Origin of the sequence: Craurococcus roseus (assembly GCF_039523795.1) — a bacterium.
Lineage (GTDB): Bacteria > Pseudomonadota > Alphaproteobacteria > Acetobacterales > Acetobacteraceae > Craurococcus > Craurococcus roseus.
Genome location: NZ_BAAAFZ010000089.1, coordinates 1 through 12,277, shown reverse-complemented (window position 1 = coordinate 12,277; position 12,277 = coordinate 1). Strand labels below are relative to the sequence as shown.

The 12,277-nt window shown below is 73.7% G+C and carries 11 protein-coding genes and 1 pseudogene; 7 read left to right on the top strand and 5 right to left on the bottom strand.

Annotated features, from left to right (window positions below):
• A partial coding sequence (locus ABD067_RS23285; protein ID WP_343897799.1) for a hypothetical protein occupies positions 1-749 on the top strand: 749 nt, incomplete at its 5' end.
• A 43-nt stretch (positions 750-792) separates the two neighbouring features.
• On the opposite strand, the gene ABD067_RS23280 is transcribed toward ABD067_RS23285, so the two are convergent.
• Positions 793-1,326, bottom strand: coding sequence for a cupin domain-containing protein (locus ABD067_RS23280; protein WP_343897798.1), 534 nt, complete (start codon positions 1,324-1,326; stop codon positions 793-795).
• Positions 1,323-2,657, bottom strand: a complete 1,335-nt coding sequence (locus tag ABD067_RS23275) for a glycoside hydrolase 5 family protein (RefSeq protein ID WP_343897797.1) — start codon at positions 2,655-2,657, stop codon at positions 1,323-1,325. The genes ABD067_RS23280 and ABD067_RS23275 overlap by 4 nt, the downstream gene beginning before the upstream one ends.
• Positions 2,658-2,922: 265 nt before the next feature.
• Here ABD067_RS23275 and ABD067_RS23270 point away from each other — a divergent pair, with 265 nt between their 5' ends.
• The 4 genes from ABD067_RS23270 to ABD067_RS23255 all read left to right on the top strand — a co-directional run bounded on the left by ABD067_RS23270 (position 2,923) and on the right by ABD067_RS23255 (position 7,316).
• Positions 2,923-5,814 carry a PAS domain S-box protein gene (locus ABD067_RS23270; protein WP_343897796.1) on the top strand — a complete coding sequence of 964 codons (2,892 nt, stop codon included), beginning with the start codon at positions 2,923-2,925 and terminating at the stop codon, positions 5,812-5,814.
• A gap of 238 nt (positions 5,815-6,052) precedes the next feature.
• Positions 6,053-6,592 (top strand): molybdenum cofactor biosynthesis protein B, encoded by a 540-nt coding sequence (gene moaB / locus ABD067_RS23265; RefSeq protein WP_343897795.1) that lies wholly within the window; start codon positions 6,053-6,055, stop codon positions 6,590-6,592.
• A gap of 75 nt (positions 6,593-6,667) precedes the next feature.
• Entirely contained in the window at positions 6,668-6,892 is a 225-nt protein-coding gene (locus ABD067_RS23260; RefSeq protein ID WP_343897794.1) for a FitA-like ribbon-helix-helix domain-containing protein, read from the top strand.
• 31 nt (positions 6,893-6,923) lie between these two features.
• On the top strand, positions 6,924-7,316 hold the full coding sequence (locus ABD067_RS23255) for a type II toxin-antitoxin system VapC family toxin (RefSeq protein WP_343897800.1): 393 nt from the start codon (positions 6,924-6,926) through the stop codon (positions 7,314-7,316).
• Positions 7,317-7,327: 11 nt separating this feature from the next.
• Here the strand turns inward: ABD067_RS23255 and ABD067_RS23250 are convergent, their stop codons facing one another.
• The 3 genes from ABD067_RS23250 to ABD067_RS23240 all read right to left on the bottom strand — a co-directional run bounded on the left by ABD067_RS23250 (position 7,328) and on the right by ABD067_RS23240 (position 10,716).
• Entirely contained in the window at positions 7,328-8,038 is a 711-nt protein-coding gene (locus ABD067_RS23250) for a hypothetical protein (protein ID WP_343897793.1), read from the bottom strand.
• 214 nt (positions 8,039-8,252) lie between these two features.
• Entirely contained in the window at positions 8,253-9,854 is a 1,602-nt protein-coding gene (locus ABD067_RS23245) for a DUF4214 domain-containing protein (protein WP_343897792.1), read from the bottom strand.
• A gap of 583 nt (positions 9,855-10,437) precedes the next feature.
• The gene (locus ABD067_RS23240; protein WP_343897791.1) at positions 10,438-10,716 is read right to left on the bottom strand and encodes a hypothetical protein; all 279 of its coding nucleotides are present in this window, start codon (positions 10,714-10,716) and stop codon (positions 10,438-10,440) included.
• Between the two features lie 61 nt (positions 10,717-10,777).
• Here ABD067_RS23240 and ABD067_RS23235 point away from each other — a divergent pair.
• Together ABD067_RS23235 and ABD067_RS23230 are read left to right on the top strand one after the other, a co-directional pair.
• A pseudogene (locus tag ABD067_RS23235) lies at positions 10,778-11,569 on the top strand (IS701 family transposase); the annotation flags it as partial.
• Positions 11,570-11,604: 35 nt separating this feature from the next.
• On the top strand, positions 11,605-12,135 hold the full coding sequence (locus tag ABD067_RS23230; protein WP_343897801.1) for a hypothetical protein: 531 nt from the start codon (positions 11,605-11,607) through the stop codon (positions 12,133-12,135).
• Positions 12,136-12,277 lie beyond the last annotated feature (142 nt).

Sequence of the window (12,277 nt, the reverse complement as noted above, 5' to 3'; positions counted from 1 at the left end):
GGCCGGCGGGCCGCGGCCCGGCCCCGGGGAGCGGGGGGCGTGCCGTGCCGGCGGGTGCGACTGAGGCGCCGGCGCCGCCCGCGGGGCGGCGCGCGCGAACGGCTACGGCGTTGTGGCTCTACGCCGTGGGCGTCGCCGGCCCGCTCGCCGCGGTGGCGGCGGCGACGCTGGTGTTCGGGGTGGAGCCCAGCCGCCTGTTGCGCGACCCCAACGCTTACAGCGTGCAGGCTTTCTACGTCGGCTTCTTCTCCAACCTCGGGGTGCTCGCCTGGTGGACGGCGGCGGTGTCCTGCCTGACGGCCGCCGCCGCGCTGCACCGGCGGGGCTGGGACGAGGAGCGGGCGGCCGTGGCCGCCGGGGGCGCGCTGTCGGCGGTGCTCGGCCTCGACGACCTCCTCATGGTCCACGAGGCGTTCGTCCCGGATTACCTGGGCCTGCCGGAACTGCTCCCGCTCGCCGCCTACGCGGCCGCGATGGCTTGGTACCTGTGGCGGTTCCGCGCGTTCCACTTGTCCATGGACGCGGGGTTGCTGGCGGCCGCCCTTGTCCTGCTCGGCTCGAGCGTCCTCGCGGACCTCGCCTACTCCGACGCCTATGAGGGCATCCCCGTCCTGCTGGAAGACGGCCTCAAGTTCGGCGGGATCTGCGCCTGGGCCGCCTACCACGCCGCGGCCGCCTGCCGCCTCCTGCGCGAAGGGGCGGCCGGCGCCGGGCGCTCCGGCGTGCCGCCCTCCCCGAGGCGGCTCTGACGCCCCGGACCGGCCGCCCGGTCGGCGCCTCCGGGCGGCCGGTTCACGCCGCCGGCTCCGTTCGCCGGCCGCCCTCCTCGGTCCAGAGCCGGCGCAAGGGACCGTCGCGGCCCGACACGGGATCGCTTTCGGGCAAGGGCACCGCGGCGATCGCCCTCACCGCCGCCGCGCGCTCGGCCGGGTCGCCCCTGCGGATGTCGTAGTCCGCGCCGCCCGGGTACGCGCCCACCACGAGCAGGTCGGCGCCCTGCCCCATGTTCCGGTGCGCGACGCCCGCCGGGATCACGACCACATCCCCGGCCCGCACCGCCACTTCCCGGCCCGACGGCCCGCCGAACGCGACGCGCACCTCCCCGGCGGCGATGCCGAGCACCTCATGCGCGATGGAGTGGAAGTGGTGGTAGCGGAAGATGCCGTCCCGCCAAGCGTTGGACCAACCGTTCACCGCGAAGGCGCGCTCCATCGCCGCCGGGTCGGGCGGGAGCGCGCCCCGGTACACCAGCAGCGGCAGCGGCGAGTTGGGGAAGCCGGCGCCATCGTCGGCGAAGCGGTGCGCTTCGGGCTCGCCGCCGCTCACCGCCGCGCCGCCCGGTCCGCCGGCCGCAGCACCAGCGCCGCCGGCCTGCCGCCCGGCGTCGAGAAGCCTTGCGCCGCGTTCCCGCCTTCCACCGCGCCGGCCTCGGACACCGTCCCCGCCCCCGTGTCCACCCACCGCGCCGCCAGCCGCTTGCCCGCGGCTCCGGACAGGTCGAGCGTGAAGGCACCGCCCTTCGGGGCGTAGGCGACGAAGTCGCCATCCGCCGGGTCCGCCAGCAGGAAGCCCGTGCTGCAAAGCCCGCCGCGGCTCCGCGCCCCGCGCAGGTCCACCATCTCGGAGGCCATGCGGGTCTGCCGGATGCCCTCGCGCGCCGCGTCCTCCGCCGCCGCCTGCTCGGGGCTGGTGTTGGTCGAGGGCGGGCTCCCGGCGATGCCGGGGTTCTTCAGCGAGTCCATGGACCAGAGGTTGTGACCGCGCGTGAACACCTGCCAGCACCAATCGACGCTCTGCCCGCCCAGGCCCCAGACGTGGTCCGAATCGACGATGCTGACCTTGGCGCCGTCCGCGGGCGGCGGGTCCGTCTTGTAGCGGTCGCCGTCCGGGCTGACCCAGTCGGCGGCGCTGCCGGCGAGCCGCGCGGCGATCCGGTCCCGGCCGCCCAGCCACCCCGCGGCGGCCGTCAGCCCGACCGGCCGGCCCCACCCCCGCTCGGCGAGGCGTCGCTTCGCGGTGTCGAGCATCCGGTCCTGCCAGTCCCAGGTTCCTTCGTCGTTCGCCGACTCGTTGCTCACCTCGAAGAGCAGGTGCGGCAGGTCGCCCAGCGCGTCCACCACGCGGCGCACATAGGCTTCCTGGATCGCCGTGATGGCCGGGTCGCGCAGGGTCTGCACGTCGGCGCCGTAGCCGGTGCCGCGCGGGTCGCCGTTGATGCCGTTGACGTTGTTGCGGGCGTTCCAGGGCGACTCGGTGAACGGGTTCCGCTTCTCGTCGCCGAACTGGAGGCTCCAGCCGTTGAAGAACATCTGGCTGACGTACATCCCGCGCCGCCCGGCCTCCACCGCGCGCTCGCGGATGCGGTCGAAAAAGGCCTGGTCGAACCGGGAAAGGTCGTACCGCCCGTCGGCGGCCCTGGCGAACAGCACCGGGCGGGTCGGCCCGTCCACGCTGAAGTCGTCCGGGCCGTCGGTCGCCCACACGCGGAGCAGGTTGCCGCCGCAGCGCTCCTGGAGCGCGAGGAAGGCCGGCCAGTCGAAGGCCGGCCCCCGGTCCTGGGCGGAGGTCCAGGTGTGGATGCCGGCCAGGTAGACCGCCTTGCCACCGGCGTCGGTGAAGAACAACTCGCCCGGCTCGTGGCGGAGCGGGCCGGGCAAGGGCCGTTCCCCCCGAGGGGCATCGCCCTGCGCCGAGCCCCGCCGCCCCGCGGCGAGGGCGAGCGCTCCCGTACCCAAGACGGCGCGGCGTCGCGGCATTCCCGATGACTCCCTGTTGGCGGCACCCCGAAAGCGTGCCGGCCCGGTAGGTTGCCGGCCGGCCTGCCGTCCGAGAACCATGGCCGAGCCCACGCCGTTCACCTGCCCTATACACCCTTCCCCGACCCCGCCCCCCCCCCAAGCGCACGGCCACCAGACGGAGCCCATGACGGATTTCGAGCAGATGGTGAAGCGGCAGCGGGCGCTCGCCGATTTCGGCGACTTCGCCCTGCGCAGCGAGAACCTGGACGAGGTCCTGACGGAGGCTTGCCGCCTCGTGGGCGAGGCGCTCGGCACGGAGCGGGCCAAGATCCTGGAATTGGAGCGCGACGGCCGTTCCCTCTTGGTGCGGGCCGGCGTCGGCTGGGACCTGGGCGTGGTCGGCGAGCTGCGCCTGCCCATGGGCGAACGCTCCTCCGGAGCCTTTTCGATCCGGGCCGGCGTGCCGGTCATCAGCCCGGACATCAACGAGGAGGACCGCTTCGAGGTGCCCGCCTCCATGAAGGCGGCCGGGGTGGCCGCGCTGGCGAACGTGCCGGTCTTCCTGCCGGGCGGGCGGGCCTACGGCCTGCTGGAGGTGGACAGCACCGAGCCGCGCGGCTTCGGCGAGGAGGACACCGGGTTCCTCCGCACCTACGCGGCCATCCTCGGCCCCGTGATAGACCGCTTGCACAAGGCCGGCCGGCTACGGGCGGCCGAGGAGCGGTTCCGCCTCGTCGTCGAGAACGCGCGCGACTACGCGATCTTCGTCACCGACCCGGAGAGTCGAATCACCGATTGGTTCCCCGGGGCGGAGGCGGTCTTCGGGTGGACGGCGGCCGAGGCGGTCGGGCGATCGGGCAGCATCCTGTTCACGCCGGAAGACCGGGCGCGCCACGAGGACGCCAAGGAGATCGAGACGGCGCGCGCCGAGGGCGCCGCGCCGGACCGGCGCTGGCACCTGCGCAAGGACGGCGCGCGGGTGTTCATCGACGGCAGCACCACGGCGCTGCGCGGCGCGGACGGCGGGGTGCGCGGGTTCCTCAAGATCGGCCAGGACGTCACCGAGCGCCGCCGCACCGAGGAGCGGCTGCGCGCGAGCGAGCGGCGCCTGCGGCGCGCCATCGAGACCGACACGGTCGGCGTGGTCTTCTTCGAGAACGCCGGCGCAGCGGTCGAGGCCAACGAGGCTTTCCTGCGGATGACCGGCTACGCCCGGGCCGACATCGCCTCCGGGGCGCTGACGTGGCGGCGGATGACGCCGCCCGAATGGATGGCGGCCAGCGAGGAACGGATCGAGGAGCTCGCCGCCACCGGGCGGTTCGGACCCTACGAGAAGGAGTGCCTCCTGAAGGACGGCTCGCGCCGCTGGATGCTGTTCGCCGGGCGCGACCTCGGCGACGGCACCGCCGTCGAGTTCTGCATCGACACCACCGACCGCAAGCGCGCCGAAGCGGCGCTGCGCGAAAGCGAGGCGCGGTTCCGGCACATGGCCGACAGCGCCCCGGCGCTGATCTGGATGACCGACGCCGAGGGCCGCGTCGTCTTCGCCAACATGCACTTCGGCCACGTGTTCGGCCGCCCCGCGGGCGAGATGCACGGCGACGGCTGGCGGCGGGTCGTCCACCCGGACGACCTGGCCGGCTTCGAGGCGGACTTCCGCGCGGCCTTCGAGGCGCGCCGGCCGCTCCGGGCGGAGGTGCGGGTGCGCGACAAGGAGGGCGCGGCGCGGTGGATGCGCTGCGAGGGCGTGCCGCGCCTGGACGACGCGGGCGCGTTCCTCGGCTACACGGGCTGCGCCGTCGACGTCACGGACGCCAGGCTCGCGGCGGACGCGCTGGAGGACCGGGTCCGGGCGCGCACGGCGGAGCTGATGGCCGCGGAGGAGACGCTGCGGCAGGCGCAGAAGATGGAGGCGGTGGGCCAGCTCACCGGCGGCATCGCGCACGACTTCAACAACATGCTCCAGGGCGTCGCGGGCGGGCTGGAGATGGCGCGGCGCCGGGTCGCCGAGGGCCGGGCCGGGGAGGCCGGGCGCTACCTCGACGCCGCGCGGGGCGCCGTGGACCGGGCGGCGGGGCTGACGCGGCGCCTGCTGGCCTTCGCGCGGCGGCAGCGGCTCGACCCGAAGCCGGTGGACGCGGACGCGCTGGTCGCCGGCATGGCGGACCTCATCCGCCGCGCGGTCGGGCCCGGGGTCGGTTTGGAGCTGCGGCTGCGCGATGGCACCGGGAGCGTGGTGTGCGACGCCAACGAGCTGGAAAGCGCGCTGCTGAACCTGTGCATCAACGCCCGCGACGCCATGCCCGGCGGCGGGCGGCTCCTGGTCGGCACCGAGGAGGTCCGCCTTTCGGCGGCGGACATCCCGGACGGCGAGGCCCCGCCGGGCTGCTACGTGGCGGTTTCGGTTTCGGACACCGGGACCGGCATGCCGCCGGAGGTGATCGAACGGGTGTTCGAGCCCTTCTTCACCACCAAGCCGCAGGGCCAGGGCACCGGGCTGGGGCTGAGCCAGGTCTACGGCTTCGTGAAGCAATCGGGCGGCCTGGTGCGGATCGAGAGCGCGCCGGGACGGGGCACGACGGTCCGCCTCCTCCTGCCGCTGCACGAGCGCATGGGAGCGGCCGAGGCGGCGGCCGCGGCGGCGCCGCCGCGGCCCGGCGGGCGCGGGACGGTGCTGCTGGTGGACGACGAGGGCGCGGCGCGCGGGCCGTTGGCCGACCGGCTGCGCGAGCTCGGCTGCGCGGTGCTGGAGGCGCGGGACGGGCCGGAAGCGCTGAGGGTCCTGGAAGCCGCCCGCCCGGACCTGCTGGTCACCGACGTCGGGCTGCCGAACGGCATGAACGGCCGGCAGGTGGCGGAAGCGGCGCGCGAGCGCATCCCGGGCCTGCCCGTGCTGTTCATCACCGGCTACGCCGGCACGCCGCTGCCGGCGGGCGTGGAGGTGGTCGGCAAGCCCTTCGAGCTCGACGCCCTGGCGCGGCGCGTCCAGGCGATGCTGCACGGCGGCACCAGGGAAGGAACAGGGACCACGGCACCCAGGCCGAGCGGAGGGCAAGCGAGCCCCGACGGGCCCTGAAGGCCGGCGCAGAGGGACACCCGCCGCATCCCGGCGGCGACATCGCCTTCGTCGCGCACGGGGGCGTCGGCGCGCTACTGCTCTGCCGCCTGCTGGGCGCGCCGATCTCCCGCGGCCGGGACCAGCCCTTCCAAGGGCACTTCTTCGCATTCGGCTTGCCGGGGCGCAAAATCATCCACGAGTGGCGCCCCGTCGCGGAGCGCTGACGGCCACCCGACGCGAAAGGTCCCGCCCCCCGATGCCGATCGACGAGTCCCTCCCCTTCCTGCCGGTCAACATCGCCGTGCTCACCGTGTCCGACACGCGCGACATGGCGAGCGACCGATCCGGCCAGACCCTGCAAGAGCGGATCGAGGCCGCCGGCCACCGCTGCGTGGCGCGCGAGATCGTCCGCGACGAGGCCGACGCCATCGAGGCCGTGCTCCGCCGCTGGATCGCCGACCCGGAGGTGGACTGCGCCATCACCACCGGCGGCACCGGCATCACCGGCCGCGACGTGACGCCCGAAGCCTTCAAGCGCGTGCTGGAAAAGGAGATCGAGGGCTTCGGCGAGCTGTTCCGGATGCTGAGCTACCGCAAGATCGGCACCTCCACGATGCAGAGCCGCGCGCTCGGCGGCGTGGCGGACGGCACCTACCTCTTCGCCCTGCCCGGCTCCACGGGCGCATGCAAGGACGCCTGGGACGACATCCTCCTGTTCCAGCTCGACGCCCGCCACAAGCCCTGCAACCTGGTGGAACTGATGCCGCGCCTCAGGGAGCACATGAAGGCGGCGTGACGCCCGCCCTCGGATGTGGCGCCGGCACAGCCGATCCCTTATGACAGCGCATCGCTGGCAAGTGGAGGCCGAGCGATGGCCCAGGTGTTGGTGCGCGATCTGCCCGATGAAACGGTCGCACGCCTCAAGGAACGCGCCGCCGAAGCCGGCCGCAGCCTGGAAGCCGAGCTGCGCGACATCCTCAACCAAGCGGCCCACCGAGCCACGAGCGGCGAAAGCGGGAGGCGCTGGCCTCGTTGGACGCGATCCGCGCGAGATCCCGTCCTTGGCGGCCGGGCGAACCCACGGCCGCCGACATGATCCGCGAGGGCCGCGACAGCCGTTGACCCTGGTGCTCGACGCCTCGGCCGCGGTGAAGCTCGCGGTCGAGGAGCCGGACAGCGCCGTGGTGCGCGGCATGGTCGGCGCGACGCCGGTGGTCGCGCCCGAACTGGTGCTGTCGGAGGTGGCCGACGCGCTGTGGCGCAAAGTCCGCGTGGGCGCGATCGGCGCAGCGGAGGCCCGCGTGGCGCAAGCGAACCTCCCCGGCCTCTTCGCCCGCCTGGCCCCGCTCCGGACCTTGCAGGACCAAGCCTTGGACCTCGCGCTCCGCCGCGACCACCCGGCCTACGACTGCTTCTACGTCGCCCTGGCGATGCGCGAGGCCGCGCCCCTCCTCACCGCCGACCGCCGCTTGGCGCAGCGGTTCGGCGGTGACGTCGAGGTGCGGCTGCCGACGGCCTGATCCGCCGCCCGCTACCGGGAGACGACCTCCTCCGTCGGCCCCTTCTGCCGGCCGTACAGCTCCACGGCGCGGTTGAACGCCGCGTCGTCCACCCGGCAGCCGATCCAGCTTTCGCCCTTCGGCGGCTGCGGGCAGTGCTTCGCGCCGAGTTCCTGCGTCACCACCGCGTCGAGCAGGGCGCGCAACCGGTCCGGGTGCCTGATCTCGCCGGCGGGGCCGAACAGCGCCATGTCGTCCGTCGGCTTCAGCCCCGCCGCCTGCGCCGCCCGCACCGCCGTCACCGGCGCGATGGTCTCGTTCTCCGGGCAACCGCCGCCGTCGCGCCGCTCGCTGGCCGGGATGGACGGCGCGCCGGAGCAGTCGCCGGCCGGCGAGTAGCGCCGCATGATGGCGGCCGCGGACCGGGCGCCGTGCTTCTCCTGGTAGTACCGGATCAATTCGATGAAGCCGCGCACAGCGTGGATCGGGTCGTCGAAGCGGGCGAAGCTCTGCGAGTTGGCCCCAGTCTGCCCGGGCCACCGGCCCTCCAGGTTCGGCCCCTTCAGCGACACCCAATTGTTGTTGCGCAACCCGAAAGGCGCGTCCCTCGAGTCGAACTTCACCGGCCCGAAGGAGCCGTCGCCCGTCCGGGCCAGCAGGCCCTCGGCGGTGCGCTCCTCGCCCCGGGACGGCGTCGCGGCGTCGCGCTGGGCGGAGGCTGCACCGGCGGAAAACAACGCCAAGGCGACAGCCGCCGCACAGGCGGCGTGACGAGAAAAGCGGTGCGCCATGCCGGAAATCCTTCACTTGGAATGGGAATGGGGCGCCAACGGGCGCCGCCCCCACGCCAACGCCGCCGCTCACGGATGGCGGCGCCGTAATGCAGCCGTTATCCCCACACGTTCCTGTGAGCGTCGGCGGCCCCTCCCGGCCGCCGTGGCGGCGATCGCCCGCCGGTCAGGCGATGAGAAGGCCGGCCCCTTCCCCGTGTAGGTCCGCGGTGAGCGCCACGTGCTCCGCGCTTTCCGAGAACGCGGCCAGCACCTCGGCGCGAGCGCCGCCTTTGCCCAGGGAGTCGCACCAGAAGGCGCGCCCTTCCGCCTCGCCCGAGCGGCCGAGCACGTTCTGGTACAGCCGCTCCACGAAGGCCGCGTCGTCGGCGGACGCGCCGAAGCGGGCCGCGAACTCCTCCGACGCCAGGAAGCCGGACGCCAGCGACGAGAGCGCCTCGCCCTTCCCGAGCGCGTTCACCCAGAACTCGAAGCCGCCCCGATCGGGCGAGCGGTCGAGCGCCGCGTCGTAGAGGCGCGCCACTTTGGCCGCGTGCGCGGGCGGGGCGGACGCGGGCAGGTCATCGTCGAGGATGGTCGCCGCGGCGCTCCCGTGGGCGCCGACCGCCAAGCCGTCGGAGGGCGATAGCAGCATCAGCGCGAAGCCCTCGTCGGCCTCCACGAATTCGTCGCCGGCGACGCGGACGGTGACGGTCTTCCGGGTCTCGCCGGCGGCGAAGACGATCTCGCCCGAGGGCAGCGCGCCGCCTTCGAAGTCGGCCGCGTCCGCCGCGCGCGGGCCGCGCCCCTCCACCTGCCACCGCACGCTCTGCTCGGTGGCGGAAGCGGCGTTCAGAACGACGGTGAAGGCGAAGGCGCCCGCTCCGGCACCGCCTTCGGGCCGCTCGGCGTCGCCTAGGGTTATTTCGACCTCGCAAGGCAGCGACGAGGTGCCGCCGGAAAGCGGCGGCACCGAGAAGAGCCGGACGTAAATGTCGTTTCCGCCGTCGTCACTGCTCCGCGTCCAGGTCGCAACGACGGTGCCGTTGCCCAGCGCGGCCAGATCAGCCCCGAATGGTCCCGAGTCCGCGGGGCCGTCCAGGCCGAACTCCCCGCCTACGCCGCTGCCGTCCGCCGCGAACCGCCGGGCGAACAAGCCGGCGCCGGTGCTGTCGGCGTGCTGCCAAGCCACGATGAAACCGCCGTCCGCCAGGGCGGCGACCGCAGGCTGCGTTTGCCCTCCGGCCGTGGTGAGGTTGACGCGGAACTCCTCGCCCACCGCGTTCCCGTCGGCCGCGGAACGCTGGGCGAAGGCGTCCATGTCGCGGAAGCCCACGAGGCGATGCTCGACGCGGACGAAGCCGCCGTCCCGCAAAACCGAGTCCGTCGGCCAGACCTGCGCCGCAGCCACGGCCGCGTCGACATGCACCTCAGCGGCCAAGGCGGCGCCGCTGGCCGAAAAGCGCTGGGCGAAGACGTTGTCGTTCGTCGAAAGCCCATTGTACCAATACACGTCGAAGCCTCCGTCCTCCCGAGGCGTGATCGTGCGTAGGTACTGACTCTCGGACGTGCCCCCGCCGACGCTGAACTCCGCGCCAATGGCGTCGCCCGCGGCCGTGAAGCGTTGGGCGAAGATGCCGCTGGTGAAGTTGGCGCCTGATTTTTGCCACGCCACCAGGAAGGTTCCGTCGGCGAGGCCGACCACCTCGGGTCCGAATTGGTTGCCGGCGATGGTGGCGTCGATGCGGAACTCCTGCCCAAGCGGCTGGGGTATGGGGTTCGTTGGCATGGCTTGGGTTCCCTTACAGCCGACCGGGTGCCCGGGCGCGATTCGGTGTCGGCGCCATCCAACATCCAATTTCAGTTCGATTTCAAAACAAGCTCCCGTCACTGGGCTCCGGCCTTGGCCTCGTGATTTCGCGCCTCCGGCATCCCTGGATGCAGGGGCACCCCGTGGTTCGGCGACCGTCCCGGGGCAGTTCGGCCAGCCGAGAGAGGCGGCGCCGGGCCACGTCCCGCAGGGAAGCGCAAAACGACCGCCGGCCGCCGGAGCGCGGCGCCTCCAACATCGGCCGGCGCGAGTTCCACGCCGCGACACCCGATCGTGGACCCGGGCGCAGCCGGCGACATAGCCCGCGAACCGCGGCGCAGCGCGTCACGGCCACCGACCGTGAAAGGCCACGCGCCGGCACCTCGCGGCCCGGCTGCCTGCTTGCCGGACGGGTTGAGGCCCGGGACGACCGCCGACAACGAACGCCACCCTCGTCGCGCGGCGGTTGAAAACGCTCGCTCAGCGCCATTCGTTCGTGTTACGTTCGAAAAGCCTCGCGCACGGTGGCCCTCGACTTTGCGCATTTCACGGCGCCGGGAGGTCAGGCGTGGATCCAGAACGCCGGCTCCGAGGCGATGAAGGCGAGCGCGTCATCGAGGTTGAAGCTCGCCCCGAACGGGCCGGCCGGCCCCCATGCGCCGCGGCGCCAGCAGAGGACCTCAACGCGATCGCCCTCTGGCAGCGGCTTCAGCCGTGCCACGGGCGCACCCGTGCGCGCCGACCGCACCGAGTAGCCACCCGCGATGCGGCGGACCTCGACGCCGCCGCGCGGCCAGGGGAAGGCGGCGATCCGCTCGGCCACCGGATCGCGCCCGCGCATGCCGATCCTCCCAGCACCCAACCCGTTCGGGCCTGCGGAACCATAGCCCTACAGGTCCGCCATGGCCCGCCCCGAGCTGCGCCTCCCGCCCGGCTTCACCACCTGGCTCGCGCCCTTCCTGGCCGCCTTCTCCCGGCGCACCCGGCCGACTGTGGCGGCGCTGGCAGTGGGCGCGCTGCTCGCCATCGGGCCGCGAACGGTTGCGGCATGCCTACGCGTGCTCGGCTTGGCCGAGCATCCCGGCTTCGCGGCCTTCCACCGCGTGCTCAACCGCAATGCCTGGTCGAGCCTCGCCCTCGCCCGCATCCTGCTGCGGATGGTGGTAGCGGCCTTCGTCCCGGCGGGGCCGGTCGTCGTCGGCGTCGACCACACCCTGGAGCGCCGCCGCGGCCGGCGCATCGGTCCGGCCGGCCACTTCTACGACGCGGGCCGCTCCTCGGCCGCGTGGCAGGCCACGAGCCGCGGCCTGCGTTGGCTGAGCGCGATGGTGCTGGTGGAGGTGCCGTTCGCCGGCCGCGTCTGGGCGCTGCCGGTCCTCACCGCCCTGACCCCGAGTAAGGCTTGGTCCGGGCGCCATGGACGGCGGCACCGTCCGGTCACCGATTGGGCCCGCCGGCTGCTGCTAGCGCTGCGGCGCTGGCTGCCGGACCGGCCGATCGTCGCCGTTATGGACGGCGAGTTCGCCGCCCTCGAACTGCTGCACGCCCTGCGGCCCCGCATGGCGGTGATCACGCGGCTGCGGCGCGACGCGCGCCTGTTCGACCCGCCCTGCGGCTGGGACCGGCGCGGCCGGCCGGCGGCCAGGGGGGATCGGCAGCCCTCGCTCGTCGCGCGCACGACCGATCGGGCGACGCGCTGGCGCCGCGTCGTCCAGGCCAGCCGCGCCGCGTGGCGCAGCGCCGGTTGGATCGAGTACACACCTCTGGCACGGCGCTCTGGCACCATCCCGGCAAGCCGATGGTGCCGATCTTGTGGATCCTGGTCCGCTACCCCGACGGCCGGCGCGAGCCGGAGGCCTTCCTGTGCACCGACACGGAGGCGAGCCCGCGCGACGTGCTGGAACTTTTCAGCCGCCGCTGGGCGATGGAGACCACCTACGAGGAGGCCCGCGCGCACCTCGGCGTCGAGACGCAAAGGCAGTGGTCGGACCCGGCCGTCCTCCGCACCACGCCGCTGCTGCTCGGCCTCTACAGCATCGTCGCGCTCTATGTGCACCAGCATGCCGAGCGCCTCGCTCTCTCACCGCGACGTGCCGCGTGGTATCCCAAGCCGGCCGCGACCTTCGCCGATGCGTTGGCGCGATTGCGGCGTCATCTGTGGTTCGAGCACCTCGTCACCTCGGTCGGCGAGAGCGACATGACGGAACCCATCCCGCCCAAGGTGCGGCGCCTGGTCGAGGCCGCCTGCTACGCGCCCTGAAGCGGCACCCGACCAGCGCGCCAGCCCCGCCCAGATGCGCAAAGTCGAGTGGCCGCCCCATGCTCCACGCCCGAACCCATCACGCCCCGGACTGCCCGTTCCGCTCCCCGCCGGAGCACCGCCTGCCCCGGTGCCGCTACTC